At 74.1% G+C, this 25,380-nt stretch carries 24 protein-coding genes and 1 riboswitch; of the genes, 9 read left to right on the top strand and 15 right to left on the bottom strand.

Features of this window, described 5'->3' with window-relative positions; translation table 11 throughout:
• Nucleotides 1-443 precede the first annotated feature (443 nt).
• Nucleotides 444-560: riboswitch (SAM riboswitch) on the top strand.
• Nucleotides 561-723: 163 nt separating this feature from the next.
• A complete protein-coding gene (locus ACYVPE_RS05810; protein WP_461032307.1) occupies nt 724-2,001 on the top strand; it encodes an aminotransferase class V-fold PLP-dependent enzyme in 1,278 nt (425 codons plus the stop codon).
• A gap of 24 nt (nt 2,002-2,025) precedes the next feature.
• Here the strand turns inward: ACYVPE_RS05810 and ACYVPE_RS05805 are convergent, their stop codons facing one another.
• A complete protein-coding gene (locus ACYVPE_RS05805; protein ID WP_461032306.1) occupies nt 2,026-3,216 on the bottom strand; it encodes a glycosyltransferase in 1,191 nt (396 codons plus the stop codon).
• A 325-nt stretch (nt 3,217-3,541) separates the two neighbouring features.
• Complete coding sequence (locus tag ACYVPE_RS05800) at nt 3,542-5,011, bottom strand: helix-turn-helix domain-containing protein (protein ID WP_461032305.1); 1,470 nt, start codon at nt 5,009-5,011, stop codon at nt 3,542-3,544.
• Between the two features lie 120 nt (nt 5,012-5,131).
• Between ACYVPE_RS05800 and ACYVPE_RS05795 the strand changes: the two genes are divergently transcribed.
• Both ACYVPE_RS05795 and ACYVPE_RS05790 read left to right on the top strand, forming a co-directional pair.
• Nucleotides 5,132-6,535, top strand: coding sequence for a TIR domain-containing protein (locus ACYVPE_RS05795; protein ID WP_461032304.1), 1,404 nt, complete (start codon nt 5,132-5,134; stop codon nt 6,533-6,535).
• Complete coding sequence (locus tag ACYVPE_RS05790; protein ID WP_461032303.1) at nt 6,535-8,322, top strand: SPFH domain-containing protein; 1,788 nt, start codon at nt 6,535-6,537, stop codon at nt 8,320-8,322. Before ACYVPE_RS05795 ends, ACYVPE_RS05790 begins: the two co-directional genes overlap by 1 nt.
• Here ACYVPE_RS05790 and ACYVPE_RS05785 read toward each other — a convergent pair.
• The 4 genes from ACYVPE_RS05785 to ACYVPE_RS05770 form a co-directional block, all read right to left on the bottom strand.
• Entirely contained in the window at nt 8,317-8,856 is a 540-nt protein-coding gene (locus ACYVPE_RS05785) for a toll/interleukin-1 receptor domain-containing protein (protein ID WP_461032302.1), read from the bottom strand. The genes ACYVPE_RS05790 and ACYVPE_RS05785 overlap by 6 nt on opposite strands.
• 9 nt (nt 8,857-8,865) lie before the next feature.
• A complete protein-coding gene (locus tag ACYVPE_RS05780) occupies nt 8,866-9,957 on the bottom strand; it encodes a methyltransferase domain-containing protein (RefSeq protein WP_461032301.1) in 1,092 nt (363 codons plus the stop codon).
• A 256-nt stretch (nt 9,958-10,213) separates the two neighbouring features.
• Nucleotides 10,214-10,999: an Fpg/Nei family DNA glycosylase gene (locus ACYVPE_RS05775; protein ID WP_461032300.1), complete on the bottom strand. Its 786-nt coding sequence runs from the start codon at nt 10,997-10,999 to the stop codon at nt 10,214-10,216.
• Nucleotides 11,000-11,008: 9 nt separating this feature from the next.
• Entirely contained in the window at nt 11,009-11,917 is a 909-nt protein-coding gene (locus tag ACYVPE_RS05770; RefSeq protein WP_461032299.1) for a S1 family peptidase, read from the bottom strand.
• A 168-nt stretch (nt 11,918-12,085) separates the two neighbouring features.
• Here ACYVPE_RS05770 and ACYVPE_RS05765 point away from each other — a divergent pair, with 168 nt between their 5' ends.
• Nucleotides 12,086-14,269, top strand: a complete 2,184-nt coding sequence (locus ACYVPE_RS05765; protein WP_461032298.1) for an MMPL family transporter — start codon at nt 12,086-12,088, stop codon at nt 14,267-14,269.
• On the opposite strand, the gene ACYVPE_RS05760 is transcribed toward ACYVPE_RS05765, so the two are convergent.
• Nucleotides 14,266-14,856, bottom strand: a complete 591-nt coding sequence (locus ACYVPE_RS05760) for a helix-turn-helix domain-containing protein (RefSeq protein WP_461032297.1) — start codon at nt 14,854-14,856, stop codon at nt 14,266-14,268. The genes ACYVPE_RS05765 and ACYVPE_RS05760 overlap by 4 nt on opposite strands.
• A gap of 92 nt (nt 14,857-14,948) precedes the next feature.
• On the opposite strand from ACYVPE_RS05760, the gene ACYVPE_RS05755 reads away from it, so the two are divergent.
• Both ACYVPE_RS05755 and ACYVPE_RS05750 read left to right on the top strand, forming a co-directional pair.
• Nucleotides 14,949-15,575 carry an SAM-dependent methyltransferase gene (locus tag ACYVPE_RS05755; RefSeq protein WP_461032296.1) on the top strand — a complete coding sequence of 209 codons (627 nt, stop codon included), beginning with the start codon at nt 14,949-14,951 and terminating at the stop codon, nt 15,573-15,575.
• Nucleotides 15,575-16,051 carry a DinB family protein gene (locus ACYVPE_RS05750; protein ID WP_461032295.1) on the top strand — a complete coding sequence of 159 codons (477 nt, stop codon included), beginning with the start codon at nt 15,575-15,577 and terminating at the stop codon, nt 16,049-16,051. Before ACYVPE_RS05755 ends, ACYVPE_RS05750 begins: the two co-directional genes overlap by 1 nt.
• 27 nt (nt 16,052-16,078) lie before the next feature.
• Here the strand turns inward: ACYVPE_RS05750 and ACYVPE_RS05745 are convergent, their stop codons facing one another.
• The 7 genes from ACYVPE_RS05745 to ACYVPE_RS05715 all read right to left on the bottom strand — a co-directional run bounded on the left by ACYVPE_RS05745 (nt 16,079) and on the right by ACYVPE_RS05715 (nt 22,613).
• Nucleotides 16,079-17,149 carry a serine hydrolase domain-containing protein gene (locus tag ACYVPE_RS05745; protein WP_461032294.1) on the bottom strand — a complete coding sequence of 357 codons (1,071 nt, stop codon included), beginning with the start codon at nt 17,147-17,149 and terminating at the stop codon, nt 16,079-16,081.
• On the bottom strand, nt 17,146-18,075 hold the full coding sequence (locus ACYVPE_RS05740) for a DUF6895 family protein (RefSeq protein ID WP_461032293.1): 930 nt from the start codon (nt 18,073-18,075) through the stop codon (nt 17,146-17,148). Before ACYVPE_RS05740 ends, ACYVPE_RS05745 begins: the two co-directional genes overlap by 4 nt.
• Before the next feature lie 11 nt (nt 18,076-18,086).
• Nucleotides 18,087-18,785 carry a hypothetical protein gene (locus ACYVPE_RS05735; RefSeq protein ID WP_461032292.1) on the bottom strand — a complete coding sequence of 233 codons (699 nt, stop codon included), beginning with the start codon at nt 18,783-18,785 and terminating at the stop codon, nt 18,087-18,089.
• Nucleotides 18,786-18,798: 13 nt separating this feature from the next.
• Nucleotides 18,799-18,996, bottom strand: a complete 198-nt coding sequence (locus tag ACYVPE_RS05730) for a hypothetical protein (protein WP_461032291.1) — start codon at nt 18,994-18,996, stop codon at nt 18,799-18,801.
• Nucleotides 18,997-19,200: 204 nt separating this feature from the next.
• Nucleotides 19,201-20,208: a sugar phosphate isomerase/epimerase family protein gene (locus ACYVPE_RS05725; RefSeq protein ID WP_461032290.1), complete on the bottom strand. Its 1,008-nt coding sequence runs from the start codon at nt 20,206-20,208 to the stop codon at nt 19,201-19,203.
• 14 nt (nt 20,209-20,222) lie between these two features.
• The gene (locus ACYVPE_RS05720) at nt 20,223-21,389 is read right to left on the bottom strand and encodes a Gfo/Idh/MocA family protein (protein ID WP_461032289.1); all 1,167 of its coding nucleotides are present in this window, start codon (nt 21,387-21,389) and stop codon (nt 20,223-20,225) included.
• Between the two features lie 27 nt (nt 21,390-21,416).
• Nucleotides 21,417-22,613 carry an ROK family transcriptional regulator gene (locus ACYVPE_RS05715; protein ID WP_461032288.1) on the bottom strand — a complete coding sequence of 399 codons (1,197 nt, stop codon included), beginning with the start codon at nt 22,611-22,613 and terminating at the stop codon, nt 21,417-21,419.
• 191 nt (nt 22,614-22,804) lie between these two features.
• Between ACYVPE_RS05715 and ACYVPE_RS05710 the strand changes: the two genes are divergently transcribed.
• From ACYVPE_RS05710 to ACYVPE_RS05700, 3 genes are read left to right on the top strand one after another with little or no spacing between them, the layout of a single operon-like run.
• Nucleotides 22,805-23,596, top strand: coding sequence for a VOC family protein (locus ACYVPE_RS05710; RefSeq protein WP_461032287.1), 792 nt, complete (start codon nt 22,805-22,807; stop codon nt 23,594-23,596).
• A gap of 48 nt (nt 23,597-23,644) precedes the next feature.
• Nucleotides 23,645-24,517: an aldo/keto reductase gene (locus tag ACYVPE_RS05705; protein WP_461032286.1), complete on the top strand. Its 873-nt coding sequence runs from the start codon at nt 23,645-23,647 to the stop codon at nt 24,515-24,517.
• A 44-nt stretch (nt 24,518-24,561) separates the two neighbouring features.
• Nucleotides 24,562-25,110 (top strand): snapalysin family zinc-dependent metalloprotease, encoded by a 549-nt coding sequence (locus ACYVPE_RS05700; RefSeq protein ID WP_461032310.1) that lies wholly within the window; start codon nt 24,562-24,564, stop codon nt 25,108-25,110.
• 7 nt (nt 25,111-25,117) lie between these two features.
• Here ACYVPE_RS05700 and ACYVPE_RS05695 read toward each other — a convergent pair whose 3' ends face one another.
• Nucleotides 25,118-25,372, bottom strand: a complete 255-nt coding sequence (locus tag ACYVPE_RS05695; protein ID WP_461032285.1) for a DUF397 domain-containing protein — start codon at nt 25,370-25,372, stop codon at nt 25,118-25,120.
• Nucleotides 25,373-25,380: the final 8 nt, after the last annotated feature.

Here is a 25,380-nt window from a genome sequence, read left to right as displayed (position 1 = left end):
GCTCGGCAGCGGCGGCCGGCGCCGCGGCGGTGAGGCCGGTGGCGGTTCCGGCGGCGGTCACCGCGCCGGCCGCCTGGAGGAAGCGGCGGCGGCCGAGGGCGGCGATCAGGGTGTCACGGGCGGCGGCCGGGTCCGTGGCGTGGCCTTCGGGGCTGTGCATGGTGGGGCTCCTGTTCTGCCACGGAACGAGCGGCCGTGCCGCGGCGGTGGTCACCCTAGGTGAGGATCGGGCCCCGGCCGGGTGCTGAGCGTGATTGACCCACGGTTCTCACTCGCGCGAAACATCCGGCGGTCCGCGCGCCGGGGCCCGACACACCGCGGAAACGAGGACAGGCTTGCCGCGGGCCCATCGCCGCCCATGTCGCGCCACCACGCCGAGCCCACGTCCGAGGAGTGAGACACCCCGGGTGAACCGCTGACCGCTGTGCCAGACTCCTCGGCGAGGTCACGAGTGACAGCGACAACGGCCCCGGCCCGCTGTCCGGCAACCCTCCGTCGTGGCGGGGTGCCCCGGGTGATGACCGGGCCGCGAGCAGCAGGGCTCGCGGCAAGTGCGGCCCAGGAGGAGTCCCTCGTGCGAATGCGAATGCGGTAGAGCGTCACGCTCCCCCCTCGCCCTTTCACCCCTCACCCCCTTTCCTTTCCCGATTCCCTTTCCTCGCCTTCTCGCGCCGCCGGCCGCCCGCCCGGCCCACGGTCGCGCCTGCCCAGGGAGACGTCGTCATGACCACCAGCTGTGCCCCCACCACCCCCGCCACCCTCGACGTGCTCAGCGCCGGCGTGCGCGCCCCGCTCGCCACCGGCGGCGACATCGAGTACGCGGCGCTCGACTACGCGGCCAGCGCCCCCGTGCTGCGCCGGGTGTGGGAGGAGGTCGCCGAGTACGCGCCCTACTACGGCAGCGTGCACCGGGGCACGGGGCACCTCTCCCGGCTCTCCACCGAGCTGTTCGAGCGCAGCCGCGAGACCGTCGCCCGCTTCCTCGACTGCCGCCCGGCCGACCAGGTCGTCTTCACCCGCTCCACCACCGACTCGCTCAACCTGCTCGCCGCCGCGCTGCCCGCCGGCAGCCGGGTGTTCGTCTTCGAGACCGAGCACCACGCCGCGCTGCTGCCCTGGGCCCACCACGGCCACCACGTCACCTACCTCGACGCGCCTGAATCGCCGGAACACGCCGTCGCCCTCGCCGAGTCGGCCCTGGCGACGCTCAGCGGCGGCCCCGCGCTGCTCTGCGTCACTGGCGCCTCCAACGTCACGGGCGAGCTCTGGCCGATCGCCGAACTCGCCGCCGCCGCCCACCGGCACGGCGCCCGGATCGTGCTCGACGCCGCCCAGCTCGCCCCGCACCGCCCGGTCAGCGTCCGCGAACTCGACGTGGACTGGGTGGCGTTCTCCGGCCACAAGCTCTACGCGCCCTTCGGCGCCGGCGTGTTGGCCGGCCGCGCCGACTGGCTGGCCGGCGGCGAGCCCTACCTGGCCGGCGGCGGCGCCACCCGGGTCGTCAACCGGCGCGCCGACGGCGGCCTCGCCGTGCGGTGGGCCACCGACGAGGCCAGGCACGAGGCCGGCTCGCCCAACGTCATCGGCGCCTTCGCCATCGCCGCCGCCTGCCGGGCGCTGACCGAGGCCGGCCACCAGACCCTGGTCGCCCACGAGCAGTGGCTCCTCGCCCGGCTGCGCGACGGCCTGGCCGCCGTCCCCGGCGTCACCGAACTCTCCCTCTTCGGGCCCGCCGCCGACCGCGTCGCCGTCGCCTCGTTCACCGTCGCCGGCCGCGACAACGGGCAGCTCGCCGTCGAACTCTCCGAGCGCCACGGCATCGGCGTCCGCTCCGGGATGTTCTGCGCCCAGCCGCTGGTCCGCAGGCTGCTCGGCGCCTCAGCCGACTCCGTCGAGGACTGCGACGGGCCGCTCCAGGCGCTCCGGGTCAGCTTCGGCGCCGGTACCCCCGAGGAGCACATCACCCGGCTCGTCGACGCGGTCGCCGAACTGGCCGCCTGAGAACGCGGCCCGGAGTCGACGACGTCACGCCGCCGCGCCGGCCACCAGCTCGGCCAGGTCGTCGGCGGCCGCCTCGACCGGGGGCAGGGCCAGGGAGGCGAGCCGCGCCCGCCTGGCCCGCCGCCGGACGGCCGGATCGGCGAGCAGCCGCCGGCAGTGGTCGGCGATCGTGTCCGGGGTCGGCGCCTCCACCCGGGAGCCGAGGCCGAGTTCCACGGCGCGCCGCGCGTTGTGCGGCTGGTCCCCGAACTGCGGCAGCACGGCCACCGGGGTGCCGGTGCGGATCGACTCCCGGATGCTGTTGTACCCGCCGTGCGTGACGAACAGGTCCACCTCCTCCAACAGCAGGGGCTGCGGCACCCGTTCGACGAGGTGCACATGGGGTGCCGGCCGCAGCCCGCCGACCGGAACCCCGCTGGTGGACACCACCGCCGTGCACTCCACCTCGGCCAGCCCGTCCACGATGGCCCGCAGCGTGGTCGCCGGATCCGCCACCCCGGGGATGGGGACGGAGCCGCTCCCGCTCGCGTCCGCCGCCAGGAACATCGGCAGGGCGGTCCCGATCGCCGCGTAGACGATGGGCCGGTCCGTGCGCAGCCGGCCGAGCCACGCCGGCAGCGCGGGACCGCGCTCCACGGTGGCCGACTGGCGGTAGCGGTGGCTGGTCGGCAGGTGCGCGGCGAAGGAGAACTCCTCGGGGACGCAGTCCACCCGCCCGAACCTGACCAGGGCGAGCGGGTCGTCACCGGTCGGCAGCCCCACCTGCTCCCGCAGCGCGTTGAGCGCCGGCAACGCGAGCGCGGGGTCGAGGACGTTGCTCCACCCCGAGGGGCCCGACAGGTGCGGCACGCCGAGCTTCTCGGCCACCAGCAGACCGGCCACGTCGGCGCCGTCCCTGATGATCAGGTCGGGCGGGAACTCCCGGGCCACGGCGCTCACCACCGCGAACGTGTCCGGCAGGCGGGCGTCTGCGAGCAGCGCGGCCATGGCGCGCGGCTCGGTGAGGTCGGCGAGGTACCTGACGCGGTCGTCGAAGACCTCACGGGGGACGGGGGCGGTCTCGACGACCGGGACGTCGTCGTCCGCGAGGACCGGCGACAGCCGCGCCGAGCAGACCACCCGAACCTGGTGACCGGCCCCGAGCAGGGCCCGTAGCAGCGGCAGTTGGGCCCGGGCGTGGGAGGGGGAACCCATCACGGTGGAGAGAACGCGCACGTCAGCAGCCTTCCTCGGCTCGACGGACCGTGGTCCTTCGTCACCGACGATGGATAACCCGACTGGCGGCGCGTACGCGCGTGGCCGAGGTGGCGCGGGAGCGCCGCCGGGGCGCGCGGGGCATGCCGGCGGCCGTGCGAAGGCCCGGGCGCTCCCTAGGCGCGCCCGGGCCGGTCTCCCCCTGACCGTTGTCCAACCCTCCCCCGAGGTGTCTCGAACCGGGCTGGACCGCGGCCGCACCACAAAACTAGAAGGCCGGAAAGGGGGGCGGCCACCGTGCACGCCGCCCAATTCGGCCGCGGGACTGGGCACGGCGCACCACCGGTCAGGACGGCGCGGTGGCGCGCAGCGCGTGCACCAGGTCGTGCACACCGGCCCCGGTGCTCAACAGGTCGCGGCCGAGCAGCCGTTCCGCCGCCCGGAGCCGTGAGCGCACCGTGTTCCGGCTGATCCCGAGGCGGTGCGCGGCCAGCCGCGCGTCGGTGTCGGCGTCGATCCAGGCGCTCAACGTGGCCCGCAACTCGCGGTGTTCCGAGTGCCGCACCGGATCGAGCAGGGCTCGCGCCCAGGCGACCGCGGCCGGGGTCCGCAGCAACTCCTCCAAGGTGCGCGGCGGATCCGCGTCCTCGCCGGCCCGCGGGACGTCGACGGCCAACGCCAGCGCGAGCGCCGCCCGCGAGCCGACGTCCCGCAGATCGAGACCCAGGATCCGCTCGACGTCCCTGAGGTGCGCGGTGACCGTGTTGCGGCTGATGCCCAACAGCCGCGCCACGCCGGCCCTGGGGAACGTCAGCGCCAGCCGGGTCACGTCGACCGTCAGCTTCGGGGCCGCGCCCAACGGCCGCAGGAACGACCGCGCCCATGCCTGGGCCTGCTCGCTCGGCAGCAGCGCCTCCAACGGCCCCTGCCCCTGGTAACCCGCCATCCGCTCCCGGGAGTTGCGGGCCACCGCCAGGGCGTGCCTGGCCTGGTCGTACGCCTCGGCGGTGGCCCGCTGGGGCAGCGCGGCGCTGAACCCCAGCGCGTATCCCGGACGCTCGCGCACCAACGCGGCGAGCCGCGCGTGGAGTTCGCCGCCGCCGCCTGACCCCTCGGGGACCAGGCAGATCAGGTGCTCCTCGTAGACCGGGCACCGCACCAGCAGCCCGGGGCCGTGGAAACCGGCCGGGTCCTGGTACCGCTGGGCCAGCCGGTCCCGCTCGTCCGGCTCGCAGCGCAGCAGCAGCACCCGCAGCGAATCGGCGTGGAGCAGCGCCGGCGTCCCGCCGGCCGTCACCCGCCTGGCGAGCGTCGGATCGCCCGCCATCAGCGCCATGAAGACGGCGAGTCGCACCTGCGCCGCCTTCCGGTGGTACGCGCCGGCCGCCGACCGCGCCTCGGCGAGGCCCCGTAACAGTGTGATCAGGCCGCCCGTCCGCGAGATCAGCCGGCCGGCCTCCGGCTCCGGCGCCCGGGCCCCCGCCACCAGCAGCACCCGGCGCGGCAGCTCCTGCCCCAGCCCCTCACACCGCAGCCACCACCCGTCGACCTCGGTGGCCGCCGCGGCCATCTCGCCCCCGGCCAGCCGGCCGAGCAGCGGACCGAGCGCTCCTGGCAGCCCCGGCGGGAACCCGCCGGTCGCCACCTCCACGGCCCCGTCGGGGCCGACCAGGGCGGCCTCGGCCCCGATCCGCCGCCCCAACCACTCGAGCACCCCGCCCACGTCAGGACCGGCCTCGAGCACCGCCTGCCGCCCCACCTCGCGTAACAGCTGGTCGGCCCACTCCGCCCGCACCCGCCACGCCCCCTTTCCCACCTCTGTTCCGCCCGCCATACTCGCGGTGGGCTCGACCACGGCCAGGAACTCCGCACCGGCGCTGGCGCGTCCACCACACAGCGCCCATTCTCTGCGGGCGAGCCGTCGGGGGAGGGCAGATTGGCAGACGTCTATATCTCGTACGCCGAGGCCGACGCGGAGTGGGCCCGGGCCCTGGCCGGCCGGCTCGGCGCCCACGGCGTGCGGGTGCTCCACGACCGGTGCACGCTGCGGCCCGGCCAGATCGTCGTCCACGCCGTCGAGGAGGCGATCCGGCGGGCCACCACCGGCATCCAGGTGCTCAGCCCGGCCGCCCGCGACGAGCCGTGGCTGTGGCAGGAGTACGCCGCGCTGCTCCACGCCTCCGTCGAGCGCGGGCTGCGGCTGATCCCCGTCCTCTACGGCGACGCGGAGCTGCCGCCCTTCGCCGCCACCCGCGTCCCCATGGACTTCCGCGCGCTGGACGCGGGCCGCCTGGAGGCGAAGGTCGCGGAGCTGGCCAGCCTGCTCCTCGACGGCGAGCCGAGCGCCGCGCCAGGCCCCTCGCCCGAGGTCCTCGACGCCACCAGGGCCGCCAGCCGGCCGCCACCGGCCGCGCCGACCGAACCCAACCTGGTGATCTGCTACGCGCGTTCGGACGCCGACTACGGGGAGCGCCTCGCGACGCACCTGCGGGAGCGCGAGCTCGCGGTCTGGACGATCGGGCGCCTCACCTGGGGTGACGACTACCTCTGGCGGATCAGGGAACAGCTGCGGCAGGCGCTCGCCGTCATCGTGCTGATGTCCGACGCCGCGCAGGACTCGGCCGACCTCACCCGGGAGATCCTGGAGGGGCAGCGGCACGGCAGGGAGTTCTTCCCCGTCCTGCTCGACGGGGACCGCCACTACCTGCTGGCGAGCAGCTGGTACTTCGACGCGCGCGGGGGCGCGCTGCCCGGCGACCCCGAACTGCGCCTGTTACGCCGCCTCGCGGGCGTCGAAGGACCGCCCGCGCCACCGCCGGCCCCGCCACCGCCCAGGCCGCGGCCGCCGGGCCCCGGGCCCGCGCCCGGCGAGGAACCGCTCGGCAGGCTGCGGCAGTTCCTCGCCGAGCGGGAGTACGCGCACGCCGACCTGCTCACCACCACGCTGCTGCTGGCCGCCGCCGGCCGCCAGGAGAGCGGCTGGCTGCGGCGGCGCGACGGCCAGCGGCTGCCGGCCGCGCTGCTCACCGAGATCGACGCGGCCTGGTCGGCCGCGACCGACGGCCGGCACGGCTTCCTGGCCCAGCAGGGGCGGGCCGCGCTGACCGGCCGCGGCCGGCACGCGGACTTCCTCGCACTCTCGGTGGCCTACGGCTGGCGCGGCTCGCCCGACGAGACGGTGCCGCGGTACGCCGAGTTCACCGCCGGGGGCGGGCCCGGCCGCTACCCGACGTTGCGGAACCCGCAGTGCGAGCAGTACCTGGACTGGTATGACCAGTGGACCGAGACCGTGCTCGCCGTGCACGCGCGGTTGCGGGAGTGGAAGGGGGAGGTGGCGTGATGGCGGTGGTGTTCCTCGTGGTGCTCGTCGGCCTTGCGGCCGGCGCCGGCTGGCTGGCCGTGGCGTCCCGCCGGCTGGTGCCGGCCGGCCGGGTCGGCATCGTGACCAGGCGGTTCGGCCGCGGCGACGGGCGGTTCAGGTGGGTGACCCCCGAGGACGCGCGGGGCGTGCAGGCCCGCGGCCTGGTCTCCGGCCGGACGTACTGGCTCGACCCGGTGCGCTACTCCGTCGAGTTCGTCGACGCGACGCGGGTGCCGGCCGGCCACATCGGCCTGGTCACCGCCCGCGACGGCATGGCCAGGCCGCCGGACCGCACGCTCGGCCGCGCCGTGGACTGCGACAACTTCCAGGACGGGGAGCGGTTCCTGCTCGCCCACGGCGAGCAGGGGCAGCAGGTCGCCACCCTCGCCGGCGACGCCACGTACCACATCAACACGGCGCTGTTCACCGTGGAGACGGTGCGGCGCACCCACGTCCCCGAGGGCACCGTCGGCCTGGTCATCGCGCGGGACGGCCGGGTCAGACCGCCCGACCGGCCGTTCGGGCGCTTCGTCGAGTGCGACAACTTCCAGAACGGCGACGCGTTCCTGCGCGGCGGCGGGGAGCAGGGCAGGCAGCTCGCCATCCTCACCGGCGGCACCTACTACGACATCAACCCGCGGCTCTTCGACGTCGTCACGACCGAGACGGTCGGCCCTGGCCGCCGCTCGGGCCACGGCCTCCGCGACGACGGCCTGACCGCGAGGCACCTCAGGACGATCTCGATCCCCGTCGGACACACCGGCGTCGTGGTGGTCCTGGACGGCGACCAGCAGCCGGCCGACGAGGAACAGGTCGGGCCCGTCGTGCCAGGACACCGCAACTTCCGGCTGCCCTGGGTGTTCCTGGCCGGCGGCGGGCGGCGCGGCGTGCAGCGGGAGACCCTGACCGAGGGCTCGGTCTACGCCGTCAACCCCTGGTTCGTGCGGGTGCTGCTGATCCCCACCCGGCTGCTGTCCCTGGAGTGGACGAAGCGGGACAGCGCCAAGGCCAGCCGCTACGACGCGGAACTGCTGCCGATCACGGTCAACATCCAGGGCTACCGGCTCAACGTCGAGCTCTCCCAGAACCTCCAGATCCCCGAGGCCGCCGCGCCCCTGCTGGTCAGCAAGTTCGGCGGCGACACCACGACCTCGGGCCTCGGCGGCCTGGTCGACGATCCGGTGCCGGTCCAGCGCTTCGTGGAGCGGGTGCTCGGCAGCACCGTCGAGACGTACTTCAACGCCATCGCCGCCTCCTCGACCGTCGAGGACTTCCTCACCGAACACGCCAGCAACCGGACCGACCTGGCGGCCCAGGTCCGCAACGCGCTGGCCGCCTGGTCGGTGCGGGCCGAGGCCACCAACATGGGCCTCGCGGAGGCCGAGGAACCGGAGCTCGACGCGATCCGGCAGCGGATCTTCGTGGCGCGGATGCGCGGCCAGGAGCTCGCCGAGCAGGAGGAGAACGCCGAACGGCTGTCGCGCATCCGGGAGATCGAGCAGCGCACCGAGAAGCGGCAGCGGCAACTGGACGCGGCCGTCCTGGAGCGGGAGATCGAGCTGCTCGGGCAGGACACCGTGGCGATGCGGCTGTTCCTCGCCGAGCTGAAGGTGATGAAGGTGCCCGAAGTGGTCAGCGGCAACGCCGACGAACTGCTCCGCTTCCTGCCCGTGCAGCGCGCCCTCGACCTGATCGACCGGGCCAAGCTACAGGCCAGGCCGCCCGCCCTGCCGAAGGAGGGGGACGCCGGCGGCGACCCGTCATGACGCGCGCAACGCCCGCACGACCTCGTCGAGGCGGCGGGCGTACGTCGCCTCGTCCACGCCCCGGAAGTCGGCCGCGAACCGGGTGGCGGCGAACTCGGGCAGCTCCGCGTCACCGATCAGCACCGGCACGAACAGCCGGCCGGTCTCGATCGACCGCTGCATCAGCGCGTGGTACTCCTGCCGCACCCAGCCGCCGGCCAACGCGGTGGGGCCGAACACCAGCAGGCCGTGCGCCGCGTCCCTGATGCCCTGCTCCAGGCTGTGCACCCGCACCCCGCCGGGCCGCGCCACCACCTCGTCGTACGCCACCCGCACCCCGGCCGCGGTCAGCCGCCGGGCGAACTCCCGCACCCAGTCCCGGTCGTCGTCGCCGTAGGCCACGAACGCGTCGTAGGCCCCGGAGGCCGGCGGGACCACCGGCGGGACGGGGGCCGGCCGCCGCCTGGTCCTGCGGACGCCCAGGTATCCGAAGTAGGTGCCGAGCACGCCGGCGAGCGTGCCGACCACGCTGAGGACCAACTCGGGCGCACCCACGTGCCCAGGCTAGCCAGTCGGCTCGCGCGGGGCGAGATCCACGGCCCGGCCCTCGGCCGTCACCGTGAGGCGGTACCGCGAACGCGCGGGGGAGCCGAGCGACTTCCAGCGGCGGTGTGCCGCCGCCACCTCGTCCCAGAGCCGGCGAGGGCCGTGCTGCTCCGTCGCGAACTCGGCGCGGCCTGGCACGTACTCCACCCTGGCCCAGGAGCGGCGGTCGTCGGCGAGCAGCCAGTACGTCCACTCGCCGGAGCCGTCGTCCTCCCAGGTGACCTCCGGCCAGGCGTCCGTGACGGTCAGCGAGATCGCGAACATCGCGTCCGGCGCGTTGAGTTCGTTCGGGTCGAGGTCGGTGGTGCCCAGGGCGCCGCGCTCGCCGTGGTGGACGTCGGCGAGGTCGGCCCGCCGGCCGGCCTGGGGGCGGGACCACATGAACGACGGTTGGCCGGAGAACCGGCCGGTTCCCACGCCGTCTCGAACGTCGAGCGTGAGGTAGGAGTAGGAGTGGAAGCTGCTGCCGAACGGCGTGACGATCCGCCCGCCGTCGCGGGTCTGGGCCAGCAGTTCGGGGCTGATCTCCCGCAGCGTGCACGTGCTGATGACGCGGTCGTAGGGCGCGCCGGCCACCCAGCCCTTCGCGCCGTCGCCGACGACCAGCCGGGGCGCGTATCCGGCGGCCGCGAGGCTGTGGCGGGCCTGGTCGTGCAGCCGTTCGTCGATCTCGACGGACGTGACGTGGTCCGAGCCGAGCCGGTGGCACAGCCACGCGGCGTGGTAGCCGGTGGCGGTGCCGATCTCCAGGACCCGCTGCCCCTCCTGGACGTTCAGCAGCTCCAACATCTCCAGCATCTGGGACGGTTGGGACGACGAGGACGTCGGGAAGCCCCGCCCGCCGTCGGCGCCGTCGTCCACCTGGGTGACCACCGACCGGTCGTCGTAGACGGTGGCCAGCCACTCCTCCTCGTCCACCGTGCGATCGAGCCCCGGGCAGACGTCGGGGACGAACCCGGCCCGGTCCACGGTGGCGACCGAGTCCTCCCACTCGGGCGGGAGCGATCCGCTGTCCCGCAGGGCCTCGACGAGCCGCCGCATGGTGGTCATTCGAAGGGGTCCCTTCCGTCTACCGCCCTTCAGGCGGGCCCGGCGGCGACGGCGGCGTGACCGGCCCCGGCCACTTGCTGTCGCTCTCGCGCGGGGACTGCTGCTTGTCGCCTTCCTCGCCGTTCTTGCCATCGCCGTGCTTGCCACCCATGGCGCCCTCCCGGCTGCGTGAACCCTACAACCGGGTGATGCCCGCCCGTCACCGACAGCAAGGAGGCGTGCGGAAGCGCGCTCCCCGCGCCCGGCGCCCCAGGGCCTACTCCGGTTGGCAGTGCGGGCACCAGAGGGTGGTGCGGCCGGCCACCCGGCCGTGGGCGAGGGTGGTGTCGCAGCGCGGGCAGCCGGCGGCCGGCGAGTCGCGGCGGGCGGTGAGCCAGCGGCCCTCGGTGGGGACGTGGCCGGCGGGGACCGCCCGGCGCAGCACGTCCCGGGTCGCCGCGTCGATCCGGCGCCGTTCCGCCGTGGACAGGTCGACGGCCCGGCGGGCCGGGTGGACGCGCGCCTGCCAGAGGATCTCGTCGGCCAGCAGGTTGCCGAGGCCGGCGACCGTCGACTGGTCGAGGAGCGCCGCCTTGACCCGGCGGCGCTGGACGGCCAGCAGGTCGGCCAGCTCGCCAGGGGCGAGCGCCAGCGCGTCGGGGCCCTGGTCGGCGAGCAGCCGGTCCACCTCGGCGGATGTGGCCGCGAACCAGATGCCGCGCAGCTTGCGCTGGTCGCGGTAGCGGAGCCGGCGGCCGTCGTCGAGGGTGAGGGTGACCCGGTCGTGCGGGGTGGGCGGCGCGTCGGCCGGGTCGCAGTGCAGGCCGCCCGTCATGCCGAAGTGGAAGAGGGCCACCGGACCCTCCTCGGTGGGGGCGAGCAGCCACTTGCCGTGCCGGCGCGGCTCGGCCAGGGTGCGGCCGGTCAGCTCCCTGCCCAGCCGGCGGGCCGTCACCCCGCGCAGTACGCCGGCGTCGGCGACCTGGACCCGCTCGATCCGGCGGCCCTGGGCACAGGACGCCAGGACGCGCCGGAATTCCTCGACATCGGGCAGTTCAGGCATAACGCCAGGTTAGGGCAGGGTCAGGCCGTACCTGTTGAGGACCTCTCCGATGGGTTGGAAGTAGCTGGTGCCGCCGACGGCGCAGTTGCCGCTGCCGCCGGAGAGGATGCCGAGCGCGAGGCCGCCTGAGGTGAACAGCGGGCCGCCGCTCTCGCCACCCTCGACGCAGATGTTCGTGCGGATCAGCCCGTTGACGATGTCGCCGCCGCCGTAGTTGATGGACGTGTTGACGCTGAGGACGGTGCCCGAGCGGCAGCCGCTGACCGGTCCCGAGAAGGTGGCGCTCGAACCGACGGCGGGGCTGCCGACGCCGGTGATCGGCACCGGCACGCCGTTGCAGATGATCCCGGGCGGCCAGGGCGACGGGGGGGTGGTGTAGCGGACGAGCCCGTAGTCGTCGTTCGGGAAGCTGGTGCCGGCGGTCTCGCCGACCGGGGTGCCGATTGACGGCCCGCTGTACCAGGTGCTGGCGAGCGCGGTGCAGTGGCCGGCGGTGACGAAGTAGTAGGCGCTGCTCGAGCGGACGTTGAAGCCGACGGCGCAGCGGGTGCCCGAGCCCGAGTAGATGGCCTCGCCGCCCCGCAGCCGCGGGGTGAGGGTGCCGGGCGTGTGCTCGACGGTCAGCGCGTCCGCCAGCGGCCCCGCCGTGCTCCGCAGGTGCGCGAGGTCGGCGGCCGAGACGGTGGCGTCCGCGGTGACCCGCACGGTGCCGGCGGCGTGGTCGACGGCCCAGGCGGTGCCCGCGACGTCGGCGGCGAGCACCGCGTCGCTCGCGGCGTCGAGTTGGTGCGCGGTGAACGCGGTCGGCGGCGCCGGTTCCGCCTGGGCCGGCAGCGCCAGGCCGAGGGCGGCGAGCAGTGGCGCGGCCAGCGTGATGACGAGGCGTCTGAAGGGGGTGGTGGTGCGGGCGGTGCTCATGGCGTCCTCCAGGGCGGAGATTCATGGGCATGACAAGAAGAGGGATTCTCCCACGTGCCGGCCGTGCGTGTCGCGGAGCGCGTGCCCAGCGGCCCAGGTGAAGGATCGACCGGTGACCGGACGCGCACTCCCGGTCACTCCGTCCGCCGCCGGCCAGGAGGAAGCGCGATGTCCCACGTACTGTTCAGGCTCGGCCGGTGGGCCTATCGGCGGCGGCGCCTCGTCCTCGGCGGGTGGCTGCTGCTCGCGGCGACCATGGTGGCGCTGGCCATCGGCAGCGGCGGACAGACCAACGACGTCTTCACCATCCCCGGCACCGAGTCCCAGCGCACCACCGACCTGCTCAAGCGCGAACTGCCCGCCTTCGGCGGCGGATCCGCCCAGGTCGTCTTCGCCACCGACGGGGACACCAAGGTCACCGACCACCGGCAGCGGGCCGCCATCGAGAAGACCATGCGGCGGCTGCGCGACGTGCCGCAGGTCGGCGCCGTCTCCGACCCGTTCCAGGCCCACGCCGTCTCGCGCGACGAGCGGGTGGCGCTCGGCAGCGTGGACTTCACCGAGGAGCCTGGCGAGGTCCGCGAGTCCACGCTCGACGACGTGGAACGCGCCGTGTGGCCGGCCCACGACGCGGACGTGCGGGTCGAGTACTCCGGCAGCGTCTACCCGGGCTGGCGCACCGAGGTCTCCGAGACGCCGGAGATCGTCGGCCTGCTGGTCGCGTTGGTGATCCTGCTGATCACCTTCGGCGCGCCGGTGGCCGCCGGCGTGCCCATCGTGACCGCGGTGCTCGGGGTGCTGACCACCCTGATGGGCGTGACCGCGCTCGCCGCGTTCGTGAACATCGCGTCGGCCTCCACCACCGTCGCCATCATGCTGGGCCTCTCCTGCGGCATCGACTACGGCCAGTTCATCCTCTTCCGGCACCGCAACAACCTCCTGGCCGGGATGGACGGCGAGGACTCGGCGGGCATGGCGGCCGGCACGGCCGGCGGCGCGGTGGTGTTCGCCGCGCTCACCGTGATCATCGCGCTCTGCGGGCTCTCCGTGGTGGGCATCCCCTTCCTCACCGTGATGGGCCTGTGCGCCGCGGCCGCCGTCCTGGTGGCCATGGCGATCGCGCTGACGCTGCTGCCCGCCGTGCTCGGCTTCGCCGGCGACCGCGTCGTCCGCTTCCTCCGGCTGCCCGGGCGGCCCGGCTGGACGGAACGGGTGGCCAGGACCGCGGCCGAACACCCGGAGCGCACCAGGGGCGCCGCCTGGGCCCGGTTCGTGGTGCGCCACCGGGTGCCGATGCTGGTCGGCGGGGTGGTGCTGCTCGGCGTACTCGCCATCCCCGCCACCCAGTTGCAGCTCGGCCTGCCCAGCGGCTCGGCCAAGCCCACCTCGGAAACCCAGCGCCGGGCCTACGACCTGATCTCCGACGGCTTCGGCGTCGGCGCCAACGGGCCGCTGCTCGTGGTCGCCGACGGGGTGCGGGGCGACCGGAACGTCGACCGGATCGCCGAGGCCGTGGGGAAACAGCGGGGCGTCGTCTCCGCCAGGACCATCGCGACCCGCGACGACGTCGCCGTGGTCGAGGCCGTGCCCTCGACCGGCCCCAACGACCCGGACACCGCCGACCTGGTGCACCGCATCAGGGACCACCGGGGGGAGGTGGCCGCCGGCACCGGCGCCCACGTGACGGTCGGCGGCACCACCGCGTCCAACATCGACGTCTCCGCCAAACTCTCCGGCGCGCTGCCGGTCTTCCTGGTCGTGGTGGTCGGACTCGCCTTCGTGCTGCTGACGTTCGCGTTCCGGACCTTTCTGGTGCCGCTCAAGTCGGTCGTCGGCTTCCTGCTCTCGGTGGCCGCCGCGTTCGGCGCGCAGGTCGCCATGTTCCAGTGGGGCTGGGGCGAGCACCTGTTCGGCATCACGCCGACCGAGACCATCAGCTTCCTGCCGATCATCATGCTCGCCATCATCTTCGGACTCTCCAGCGACTACGAGGTGTTCGTCGTCTCCCGGATCAAGGAGGCACACGGCGAGGTCGGCCCGGCCGGCACCAAGGAGGACGAGCGGGCGGCCGTGGCACGCGGCACCGGGCTCGCGGCCCGGGTGGTGACGGCGGCGGCGCTCATCATGTTCTCCATCTTCGTGGCCTTCATGGCCAGCGACGACCCGACCATCAAGGCCATCGGCTTCGCCTTCGCGGTGGGCGTGCTGCTCGACGCGTTCGTGGTCAGGCTGACCCTGGTGCCGGCCGTGATGGCCATCGCCGGCGCCCGGATCTGGTACCACCCGGGGTGGTTCGGCCGGCTGGTGCCCGACCCGGACATCGAGGGCCGGCGGCTGGAGGACAGGACCTAACCGGCCGGTCGGGCGCGGTCGCCGCGGACGTGGGCCCGCACCCCCTGGGTGTCGAAGAGGACGAGCAGCTCCACCGCGCCGCCGTCCGCGCTGCCCAGCCAGTGCGGCACCGCGGTGTCGAACTCGGCGACGCTGTCCGCCCCGAGCGTCAGATCGCGCTCGCCGGCCACCAGCCGCAGCGTGCCGCTCAGCACGTACAGCCACTCGAAGCCCTCGTGGGTCTGAGGCGTCGGTTCGGCCGGCACCGACCTGGCCGGGATGATCAACTTGAACGCCTGCGTTCCGCCCGGCCGCCTGGACAGCGGAAGGAACGTCATACCGAACCGCCGGATCGGCCGCAGATGGACCCGCGGGTCGCCGGCGCGCGGGGCGCCCACCAGATCGTCGAGCGGCACGTCGTAGAACTCCGAGAGCCGCAGCAGCAGGTCGAGGGTCGCCCGGCGCAGACCGCCCTCCAGGCGGGACAGGGTGCTCTCCGACACCCCGGTGGCCAGGGACAGCTCGGCGAGGGTGACGCCGCGGGCGTGCCGCAGCGCCCGCAGCCGCGGTCCGACCGCGTCCAGGACGTCTTCCACCTGAGGACTCATGGGGACAGCTTGCCGAAACGGCATGAACCCGCGCCACTCCGCGCCCCGCCGGCCGAGACTGGCCGCCAGGAAGCGCCGGAGAAGGGAAGACCATGGAGCGCGTCGAGGCGGCACGGTACTGGGACGAGATCTACGCGGCGCGGCCGGCACCCGCCGACCCGCGGCCGAACGACCGGCTCGTCGAGGTGGTCGGCGCGCTGCCCCCGGGGGACGCGATGGACCTCGGATGCGGTGGTGGCGGCGACGCCCTGTGGCTGGCCGGCCGGGGCTGGCGGGTCACCGCCCTCGACGTCTCGACGGTGGCCGTCGCCCGGCTCACGGAGCTGGCCCGCGCCCGCGGCCTCGGCGACCGGATCACCGCCGCGCCGCACGACGCCCGCGACCCGTTCCCCGGCGGCGAGTTCGACCTGGTCACCGCCCACTACCTCCACACCCCCTACGCCCAGGACCGGCCGGCCGTCCTCCGCTCCGCCGCCCACCTGCTGCGGCCCGGCGGCCGCCTCCTGGTCGTGGACCACGGATCGACCGCGCCGTGGTCGTGGAACCAGGACCCGGACGTGCGCTACCCGACGCCCGAGGAGGTCGCGGCCGGGCTGCGGCTCCCCCCTTCCCGGTGGACGGTCGAACGCGCCGACGCCCCGCGCCGGATCGCGGTCGGTCCCGACGGGCGCACCGCCGAGGTCGTCGACCACGTCCTCCTCGTCCGCAGGGACGCCTGATGGCGCCCCGCCGGGCGCGGCGCGACACCCCGCCGCCCCGCACCGCGAACAACGAGGCCGACGTGCTGCGCGGCTTCCTCGACTACCTGCGCGCCTCGATCGCCGCCAAGGTCGACGGCGCCCCGGAACCCCAGGCCAGGACCCCGGCGGTGGACTCGGGCACCAGCCTGCTCGGCCTGCTCAACCACCTGATCGCCGTCGAGAGCGCGACGTTCCTCGGCGCGCGGGTCACCGACTGGCAGGCCACCTTCAGGCCCGACCCGGCGGACGGCGTCGCCGACGTCGTCGCCCGGTACCTGGCGACCGTCGAGCGGGCCAACCGGGTGCTCGACGGCTGCGCCGACCTCGGCGCGCCGCTGCTCCGCCAGGGACCGAGCGCGCGCTGGGCACTCACCCACCTGATCGAGGAGACCGCCCGCCACGCGGGCCACGCGGACATCCTCCGCGAACTCGCCGACGGCACCACCGGGCGCTGACCCGCCCCGCCACCCCGGCGGCCGGGCTCACGGCAGGGCCAGCGCGCGGAACAGCCGGCGGCCGGCGCGGAGCACCGGCTGGGCGCGGGTGGGCCGGGTGTTCGCCAGCACCACGACGCCGGCCTCCGCGTCCGGGCTGAAGCCGATGAACGCCGTGAAGCCGCCGGTGCCGCCCGTGTGCCAGAGCAGGGTGCGGCCCTCCACCACCCGGATGTCCCAGCCGAGCCCGATCCCGTTGGGGCCGCGCCGGTGCGCCCGCCTGGGCCACTGGGAGTCGACGACGGCCGAGGAGAGCGCGGCCGCCGCGACGGTGGCCGGGGAGATCTGGGCCCGTAGGTAGCGCAGCATGTCGGCGGCGGTCGAGTAGAGCGCCCCGGCCGGCGCGAGCGCGTCGAAACGCCAGTGCGGGACCGGCCGGCCGTGGCGGTGGCCGTGCGCCGCCAACTCGGTCAGCGTCGGCTCGTCGGGCACCAGTGTGTCCCGCATCCCGAGCGGGCGGAGCACCCGCTCGGTCAGCAGGTCGGCGTAGCCGATGCCGACGGCGTTGGCGAGCAGCTGGCCCAACAGGCCGACGCCGAAGGTGGAGTAGCGGACGGTGGCGCGCCGCGGGCTCCTCGGCAGCCGGGTGGTGGCCCGGTAGAGGTCGAGCGGGCGGTAGGCGGCGTACGGGTCCGTCCGCCACTGACGCAGCGCCCGCGGGTAGAGGTTGCCAGGCAGCCTGGGCAGCCCGGCGCTGTGGGTGGCGAGGTCGACCAGGGTGCGCGGGGCGCCGGGCCCGGGGCGCGGGGCGGCACCGGGCGGTAGGAAGCGCTCGATCGGGTCGTCGTAGGCCACCTCGCCGCGCGCCACGAGCTCGGCGAGCAGCAGCGTGGTGAACGTCTTGGTGAGCGAGCCGAGCGCGAACAGCGTGTCGGGAGCCACCGGGTGCCGGTCGCGGTGCCGGCGGGCGCGACGCGGCCGGAGCCGGTCACCGGCGACCGCGACCGACTGGTCGGCGCCGCGGATCGCGGCGCCGACCGCGGCCGGGGCGTGCCGATCGGCGACGAGTGCGCCGATGTGCCTGCTCAGCAGCCCCGCGGTGGTGGCCGGGTCGCTCATGCCCGGCTCCCGCCTGCCGTCGCGGCGGACAGCGCCCGGGAGACGGTGAGGGTGCCGGCGACGACGGCCACGATGGTCGGATGGTGGTGGTTGAGCCAGGCGCGCTCGGGCTCGACGGGCGGCGCGGTCAGGCCGTTCGGCATCATCCCGTCCGGCCGCTGGGCCTCGGCGACCCGCTCCCAGACCTCGGGGAAGAACATCGGCTCGGGCAGGCAGACCCCGACGACCAGGAACTCGAGCAGCAGGTCCCAGAACCGGGTTTCGCGGAACACCTCGACCCAGACCGGCAGCCAGCGGTGCAGGTAGTCGCACAGCGGCTCGGGCAGGCCGGCCGGATCCTCGCCCCAGTCGGTGAGGTGGAAGACGGTGTGGGTGACGCCGTAGGCGTTGTTGGCGTCCATCATCCACGGTTCCGGCATGCCGCCGAGCCAGGTCCCGGCGAGCAACGCCTCCCGGTCGCCCGGCGGTCGGGCGCCGATCCGGCGGGCGGCGGCCCAGACGGCGAGCCGCCGGTTCGGCACGTGCTCGACCACCGAGGCGGCGCGCAGCGACAGCAGGTGGCCGGCCAGCCGGTCGAGTTGGGGGTGCCGGTGGCCGGCCGCGACGAAGTGCGAGTAGATCTCCACCGGGTGGGTGGCCGCCGGGGTGTGCGCCTGGAGGCGGTAGAGCAGCGCGCCCTCGTCGAACTCCCGCCAGGCGAAGTCCAGGAGGGAGCGCGCCGCGTCGGCGCTGCGCGGCCCGGCCACCGCCTCGCGGACCACCACGCCGACGGCCAGGGCGAGTTCGCTGAGCGCCTTGATGGCGTCGGCGCCGATGTCGTGGTCGGGCACGTCGCGGTCGAGCGCGAAGCTGGTGCGCAGCCGTCCGAGCCAGTCCATGGCCCGCTCCCCGACGTGCTGGGCCAGGCGGACCGCCGTGGCGTCCATGCTGTCTCCTCTCAGCGGGTGTCGCTCAGAAGGCGGGCGATGGCGGCCTCGAACCGCACCCGTGGATCGTGTCGGCCGGCGATCTCCAGGTGGTCGAGCGTGGAGGACGCCAACTCCCCGGGGGCGAGCGTCAGCAGCCAGCGGGTCAGCCGGGCCGCGCTGAGCAGGTCGCGGCGGAGCATCGCGCGCACCAGGCCGCGTGCCACGTCGAGGCGGCGGTCGAGCAGCCGCCCGCGGAGCTCCGGGTAGAGCGAGGGGTGCGCCGCGGTGGAGAGCCTGACCAGGTCGGCGGCGAGCGTCACCCAGTCGTCGGCCAGTGGTCCTGGGGGCCGGGGCTCGGCGAGCCCCTCCCAGTCGGCGGCGTCGACCCCGAGCCGGGCGAGCGCCGCCGTCAGGACGGTGTCGCGCACGCCCCACAGGGCGGCCTCCGGAGTGTGGCCACGCGGTGCGGGATGGTCCCGCACCGCGGCCCGCACCAGCCAAGCCTCCTCCTGCCGCAGGGGCTGACCCGTCAGCAGGAACGGGGCGAGCACGTCGGCGCCCAGCACCCGGATCGCGGCCAGGCCGCCGGCCCGCCGGTCCCAGGAGTCGAGGTGGGGACGAGCTCCGACGCCGTCGGACGCGCCCCGCAGGGCCCTGGCCAGCGAGCCGGCCAGGGCGCCGGTGGCCTCCTCGACGGAGCCCGGTGTCGGCTGGTGCGTGAGGGACATCTCGGCGCGAACCTCAGAACGCGGACGCGCAGGCGAGGTTCTGGACCGCGCCGTGGAACGAGTCCTCGACGGGCTCGTTCCTGCGCGGGTTCGCGGACAACAGATTAACGAGCAGCAGGATCCCGACGTTCTTCGCCGAGCCGCCGCCGTGGCCGGTCGGCGCCTCGCCCTCGGCGATCAGTCTCCCGACCTCTTCGTGGAACACGGACATGGGATTCCCCTTTCGTTCCAGGAATTCCTGGCAAGGGTGCTTATCCCGGGTCCGGTGAGCGGGAAACCGATTCTCCGTATAACGGAATGGATGGGACGGGAGACGGGAATTGATCCGCTCAGGCTTGCTGGCCGGGAATCCCTGTTCCGGTGCCACCACGGTAATATCGCACAGATAATGCGATATTACCGTGGTATCTGTCGCTCAGTCGCCGGTGTTGAACGCCGCGTCGAAGGCGAGCGCCGGCGGCTCGATGGCCACCAGCTCACGGACGCGCGCCAGCGCGTCGGGCGCGCCGATCAGGCGGTCCATGCCGGCGTCCTCCCACTCCACCGAGATGGGCCCCTCGTAGCCGATCGCGTTGAGCACCCGCACGATGCCCTCGAAGTCCACGTCGCCGTGGCCCAGCGAGACGAAGTCCCAGCCGCGTCGCGGGTCCGCCCACGGGAGGTGCGAACCCATGCGCCCGTTGCGGCCGTTGAGCCGCTTCTTCGTGTCCTTGAGGTCGACGTGGTAGATCCGGTCCCGGAAGTCCGAGATGAATCCCAGATAGTCCAGGTCCTGCCACACCATGTGCGACGGGTCGTAGTTCAGGCCGAAGGCCGGCCGGTTGTCGACGGCCGCCAGGGCGCGCTGCGTCGTCCAGTAGTCGTAGGCGATCTCGCTCGGGTGCACCTCGTGCGCGAAACGCACCCCCTCGGCGTCGAAGACGTCGAGAATCGGATTCCAGCGGTCGGCGAAGTCCTGGTACCCGGCCTCCACCATCGCCGCCGGCACCGGCGGGAACATCGCGACCGTGTGCCAGATGGACGAGCCGGTGAACCCGACCACGGTGTTCACGCCGAGCGCCGCCGCCACCCTTGCGGTGTTCCGCATCTCCTCGGCCGCGCGCTGCCGCACGCCCTCGGGCTCGCCGTCGCCCCAGATCCTGCCGGGCAGGATCCCGCGGTGCCGCTCGTCTATCGGGTGGTCGCAGACCGCCTGGCCGACGAGGTGGTGCGAGATCGCGAACACCTTCAGGCCGTGGCTCTCCAGCAGCGCCTTCTTGGCGGGCAGGTAGTCGGGCTCGGCCACCGCCCGGTCGATCTCCAGGTGGTCGCCTGAACAGGCGATCTCCAGGCCGTCGTAGCCCCAGCCTGCCGCCAGTCGGCAGACCTCCTCGAAGGGCAGATCGGCCCACTGACCGGTGAACAGAGTGACGGGACGTGCCATCGCGGCTCAGCTCCTTACGGGTTCTGCGGGGATTGCTCGGATTCGATCCGGGTGTAGCGGCTCTCGTTCGCGGCGCTCGCCTCGACCGCGGCCAACACCCGCTGCACATGCAGCCCGGACTCGAAGCCTGGCTCCGGGTCGGTGCCGGCCGCGATCGCCTCGACGAAGTCGCGGGCCTGGTGGGTGAAACCGTGCTCGTAGCCGAGGCCGTGGCCCGGCGGCCACCAGGCGGCCAGGTAGGGGTGGTCGGCCTCGGTCACCACGATCCTGCGGTAACCGGCCGTGGCGTCCGGCTCGTTGGCGTCGTAGAACCACAGCTCGTTCATCGACTCGAAGTCGAACGCCAGGCTGCCGTCCGTGCCGTTGAGTTCGATGCGCAGCGCGTTCTTGCGGCCGGCGGCGAACCGGGTGGCCTCGAAGACGCCGAGCGCGCCACCGGCGAACCGGCCGGTGAACACGGCCGCGTCGTCCACGGTGACCTCGCCCCTGGTGCCCTCGGGGGCGCCGGGGACCGGGCGGCTGTCGACGAACGTCGCGGTCTGGCCCGACACCCCGTCGAGCCGGTCGCCGATCAGGTGCTCGGCGAGGTCGGTGATGTGCGAACCGATGTCGCCGAGCGCCCCCGAGCCGGCCCGCGCCCGGTCCATCCGCCAGGTGAAAGGCGCCTGCGGGTCGTGCAGCCAGTCCTGGAGGTACGACGCCCGCACCTGGAGCACCCGGCCGATCCGGCCCTCGGCCACCATCTCCCTGGCCAGGGCGAGCGCCGGGGTGCGGCGGTAGGTGAAGCCCACCATCGACCGGATCCCGCGCTCCCGCGCCCGCCGCGCGGCGGCCACCATCGCCTCCGCCTCGGCGACGGTGTTCGCGAGGGGCTTCTCGCACAGCACGTGCTTGCCGGCCTCGAGCGCGGCGATCGCGATCTCGGCGTGGCTGTCCCCGGGGGAGCAGATGTCCACGACCTGCACGTCGTCCCGGTGCACGGCCTGCTGCCAGTTGTCCGTGGCGTGCTGCCAGCCCAACCTGGCGGCCGCCGCCTCCGTTCTGGCGCGGTCGGTGCCCGCCACGATGGTCATCCTCGGTTCGAGCGACAGGCCGAAGACGGCCGACACCGAGCGCCACGCGTGGGAGTGCACCCGGCCCATGAACGCGTGGCCGATGAGTGCGACACCGAGATCCTGCATAGTCCGTCCGATCAGTGGAGTCTGGGGTCAGGGGAGGTGCGGGGGCTCGGGCAGGTAGGCGAACACCCGGTCGCTGACCAGGGCGGCGGCGCCCACCACCCCGGCGCTGCCGCCGAGTTCGGAGAGCACGACCGGCAGGTCGCTGGTGGCCAGCGGCGTGGAGCGGCGGTAGAGCTCGCTGCGCACCTCGGCGAGCAGGGTATGGCCGAGCCCCGCCACGCCGCCGCCGACCACGATCATCGAGGGGTTGAAGAAGTTGACCAGGCCGGAGAGCACCCGGCCGAGGCGCTGTCCGCCACGCCTGACCAGGTCGAGGGCGGCCGGGTCGCCGGAGGCCAGCGCCCAGGACACGTCCCGTGCGGAGAGCCCGCCGCGCTCCGCCAGCCGCTCGGCGAGCAGCGGCGAGCCGCCGTCGCCCGCCAGCGCCCGCGCGTCCCTGGCCAGCGCCGCGCCGCCGAACCACGCCTCGAGACAGCCCGTCCTGCCGCAGGCGCAGACCGGCCCCGCGTCCTCCAGCGCGATGTGCCCGATGTCGCCGGCGCTCCCGGTGCCGCCGCGGTGCACCCGGTGGTCGGCCACCACGCCGCAGCCGATCCCGGTGCCGAGCTTGACGAAGAGGAAGTCGGGCACCCCGCGCGCCAGGCCGACCTGGCTCTCGGCCAGCGCCATGGTGTTGGCGTCGTTGTCCACCAGCACGGGGCAGCCGAGACGCTCGGCCAGCGCGTCCCGGACCGGGAAGCGGTCCCAGCCCGGCATGATCGGCGGGGTGACCGGGCTGCCGTCCCGGAAGCTCACCGGGGCCGGGATGCCGACGCCCGCGCCGTGCAGTTCCGTCATCAGACCCGACGCGCGCATCCGGCTCACCAGCTCGACCACCCGGTCGAGCACGGCGTCCGGGCCCGCCCGGACGTCGCAGGGCTCGGCCAGGTGCTCGAGCACCGAGAGCCGGCCGTCGGTCACGGCGACGTCGAGCGAGGTCGCGCCGATGTCCACGCCGACGAACCGCAGCCGTGAGGAGAGCCGCACCAGGCCGGAGCGGCGGCCGCCGCTCGACGCGGCGTGCCCCGCCTTCTCGACGAAGCCCAACTCCTCGAGCCGGCCGAGCTCCTGACCGATCTTGGAGCGGGAGAGCCCCACCCGGCTGCCGAGGCTCGCCGGCGGCAGCGGGCCCTCGGTGCGCAACAGCGTCAGGATCCGCGGCTGGTGCGTGTTCTCCACTCGCATGCGCGCCCCCGACCTAGTTCTTGCATTCTATGTAAGAAGTTCGTCCCGTATTTAATCCTGGCCGTCCGTGACCTGGCAATAGTGCCGGGGCGACGGCGGTGACCCGGCTGGACCGGTCGGCGGGCGATTGTCAGTGGTGGGTGTCAGGCTGACTTCCGGGGAATGCGACGGACGCGGCGGAAGGAAGGCCCATGATCACCACCGACTACGTGACCGGATCGCCGTGCTGGCTGGATCTCGGCGCGCCCGACCAGGCGGCCGCGACCGCGTTCTACGGCGCCGTCCTGGACTGGGAGTTCCGCTCCTTCGGCCCCGAGGCCGGCGGCTACGGCGCCTTCACGCACGAGGGCAAGGTGGTCGCGGCCGGCGGCAAGCTCACCGAGGAGGGCGCCAGGCCGGCCTGGATGCTCTACTTCCGCGTGCCGGACGCGGAGGCGGCGGTCTCGGCGGTCGAGCAGGCCGGCGGCTCCGTGCGCGCCCCCGCCACGGGCTCCTCTGAGTGGGGCAGGATCGCCCAGCTGAGTGACCCGCAGGGCGCCCAGTTCGCCGTCTGGGAGGCGGGCGGGAACCAGGGCCTGGAGAAGGTGGACGCGCCAGGCAGCCTCTCGTGGACGGAGCTGTACACCACCGACGCGGCCGCCGCCAAGGAGTTCTACGGCCGGCTCTTCGGCTGGGAGACCCAGGACATGCAGTTGCCCGGTGGCGGCGGCACCTACGCGCTGATCAGCCCGGCGGGCGGCGGCGAGGAGCGGATGCAGGGCGGCATCATGCAGGTCACCTCCGACCTGCTCACCCTCACCGGGGGCCGGCCCTACTGGCACCCGGTGTTCGACGTGGCGGACTGCGACGCCACGGTCGGCCGGATCACCGCGCACGGCGGCACCGTGCAGATGGGCCCGGAGGACGCCGAGGGGGTCGGCCGCCTCGCCGTCTGCGTCGACCCGTCGGGCGCCGACTTCGTCGTCCTCACCCCGGCCCGCTGAGCCGCGCCCTTCCGCATGGATATCGACCAGGACTCACCAGGGAGCAGCATGAGCACGCACTCCGCCGGCGGACCCGCCGCCGGCTCCGGCACCCTGACCATCGGCGGCGACCTCGTCGTCAACCGGCTCGGCTTCGGCGCCATGCAGCTGACCGGGCCCGGCGTCTGGGGCCAGCCCCGCGATCCGGACGAGGCGGTCCGGGTCCTGCGCCGGGTCGTCGAACTCGGCGTCACCTTCATCGACACCGCCGACTCCTACGGCCCCTTCGTCAGCGAGCAGCTGATCCACAAGGCGCTCTGCCCCTACCCGGAGGAGCTCGTCATCGCCACCAAGGCCGGGCTCACCAGGGCCGGGCCCGACGACTGGCGGCCGGTCGGCCGGCCCGAGTACCTGCGCCAGCAGGCCGAGTTGAGCCTCCGCCACCTCGGCGTGGAGCGGATCGACCTCTTCCAGCTCCACCGGATCGACCCGAAGGTGCCCCTGGAGGACCAGCTCGGCGAGCTGGTGCTGCTGCAACGCGAGGGGAAGATCCGGCACATCGGGCTCTCCGAGGTCAGCGTGGCCGAGATCGAGCAGGCCAGGCGGATCGCCCGCGTCGTCTCGGTGCAGAACCTCTACAACCTGGCCACCCGGCAGGCCGAGGACGTGCTGGAGTACGCGGAGCGTGAGCAGTTGGCGTTCATCCCGTGGTTCCCGATGGCCACCGGCGAGCTGGCCAGGCCGGGCGGCCCGCTGGACGCGATCTCCGCGCGGCACGGCGCGAGCCCCTCCCAGCTGGCGCTCGCCTGGCTGCTGCGCCGCTCCCCGGCGGTGCTGCCGATCCCCGGCACCTCCCGGGTGGGCCACGCGGAGGAGAACGTCGGGGCGGCCGGGATCACCCTCACCGACGCCGAGTTCGCTGAGCTGGCCGACGCAGTCTGAGGGAGTGAATGGAAGGGGCGGCCGAGGGGCAGATGTGGCATGTCATGTCATGCCCATGTCCCCCCTTTTCCCTGTGGAGGTTGATCGTGACATTAGCCAAGGCGGTCAGGGTGCTCGTGACCGCGCTGGCGGCGTCGCTGCTGTGGACCGTCGGCGGTCAGGCGGTGGCCGCCGACTCCTCGCAGGAGGCGGCGGCTGCCGTACTGACCTACGACGCGAGCGGCAGCGCCGAGTTCGCCTCGGCCGTGGCCAGCGGCGCCGCGATCTGGAACGAGACCGTCACCAACGTCGACCTGGTGCCGGCGCAGTCCGGCCAGCGCGCCAACATCCGCATCGTCGCGGACAACGGCTGGCCGCGCGCCCAGACCACCAGCCTCGGCAACGGCACCGTCTGGATCGGCCGGGAGGCCGTCAACGAGGGCTACAACACCATCCGGATCGCCGCCCACGAGCTGGGCCACATCCTGGGCCTGCCCGACATCAAGCCGGGCCCGTGCAGCAGCCTGATGTCCGGCTCCACGGCCGGGGTCTCGTGCACCAACCCCTACCCGAACAGCAGTGAACGCTCCCGCGTGGAGAGCCTGTTCGGCTGACGCCGCGTCAACGGCGGCCCGTGCCGAGCGGGCCGCCGTCCGCCGTCTTGACGGCGCCGAGCAGCGCCGCGAGGCGGCTCGGGGTGGTGGTGAGTATCGCCTCGGGCTCGTCACTCTCCCGGAGGCGGAGATCGGTGGTGGCGGCAGCGACTTCGAGGCAGTTGCCGGCGTCGCCGCTGGAGGTGGACTTCTGCCAACGCAACTCGACGCAGTTGGCGGCGTCGGCGCTGAACGAGGACTTCTGCCAGTCGTTGGTGAGCATGCGGCTTC

The organism is Streptomyces mayteni, from assembly GCF_054783955.1.
The sequence above is the reverse complement of the archived record's forward strand: the minus strand, read 5'-3'. Positions and strand labels throughout refer to the sequence as shown.

Coding starts and splice junctions, on each gene's coding strand:
- ACYVPE_RS05810 (WP_461032307.1), top strand. CDS start 724: ATGACCACCAGCTGTGCCCCCACCACCCCCGCCACCCTCGACGTGCTC.
- ACYVPE_RS05790 (WP_461032303.1), top strand. CDS start 6,535: ATGGCGGTGGTGTTCCTCGTGGTGCTCGTCGGCCTTGCGGCCGGCGCC.
- ACYVPE_RS05780 (WP_461032301.1), bottom strand. CDS start 9,957: ATGACCACCATGCGGCGGCTCGTCGAGGCCCTGCGGGACAGCGGATCG.
- ACYVPE_RS05775 (WP_461032300.1), bottom strand. CDS start 10,999: ATGCCTGAACTGCCCGATGTCGAGGAATTCCGGCGCGTCCTGGCGTCC.
- ACYVPE_RS05770 (WP_461032299.1), bottom strand. CDS start 11,917: ATGAGCACCGCCCGCACCACCACCCCCTTCAGACGCCTCGTCATCACG.
- ACYVPE_RS05765 (WP_461032298.1), top strand. CDS start 12,086: ATGTCCCACGTACTGTTCAGGCTCGGCCGGTGGGCCTATCGGCGGCGG.
- ACYVPE_RS05760 (WP_461032297.1), bottom strand. CDS start 14,856: ATGAGTCCTCAGGTGGAAGACGTCCTGGACGCGGTCGGACCGCGGCTG.
- ACYVPE_RS05755 (WP_461032296.1), top strand. CDS start 14,949: ATGGAGCGCGTCGAGGCGGCACGGTACTGGGACGAGATCTACGCGGCG.
- ACYVPE_RS05750 (WP_461032295.1), top strand. CDS start 15,575: ATGGCGCCCCGCCGGGCGCGGCGCGACACCCCGCCGCCCCGCACCGCG.
- ACYVPE_RS05745 (WP_461032294.1), bottom strand. CDS start 17,149: ATGAGCGACCCGGCCACCACCGCGGGGCTGCTGAGCAGGCACATCGGC.
- ACYVPE_RS05740 (WP_461032293.1), bottom strand. CDS start 18,075: ATGGACGCCACGGCGGTCCGCCTGGCCCAGCACGTCGGGGAGCGGGCC.
- ACYVPE_RS05735 (WP_461032292.1), bottom strand. CDS start 18,785: ATGTCCCTCACGCACCAGCCGACACCGGGCTCCGTCGAGGAGGCCACC.
- ACYVPE_RS05730 (WP_461032291.1), bottom strand. CDS start 18,996: ATGTCCGTGTTCCACGAAGAGGTCGGGAGACTGATCGCCGAGGGCGAG.
- ACYVPE_RS05725 (WP_461032290.1), bottom strand. CDS start 20,208: ATGGCACGTCCCGTCACTCTGTTCACCGGTCAGTGGGCCGATCTGCCC.
- ACYVPE_RS05720 (WP_461032289.1), bottom strand. CDS start 21,389: ATGCAGGATCTCGGTGTCGCACTCATCGGCCACGCGTTCATGGGCCGG.
- ACYVPE_RS05715 (WP_461032288.1), bottom strand. CDS start 22,613: ATGCGAGTGGAGAACACGCACCAGCCGCGGATCCTGACGCTGTTGCGC.
- ACYVPE_RS05710 (WP_461032287.1), top strand. CDS start 22,805: ATGATCACCACCGACTACGTGACCGGATCGCCGTGCTGGCTGGATCTC.
- ACYVPE_RS05705 (WP_461032286.1), top strand. CDS start 23,645: ATGAGCACGCACTCCGCCGGCGGACCCGCCGCCGGCTCCGGCACCCTG.
- ACYVPE_RS05700 (WP_461032310.1), top strand. CDS start 24,562: ATGTCATGCCCATGTCCCCCCTTTTCCCTGTGGAGGTTGATCGTGACA.
- ACYVPE_RS05695 (WP_461032285.1), bottom strand. CDS start 25,372: ATGCTCACCAACGACTGGCAGAAGTCCTCGTTCAGCGCCGACGCCGCC.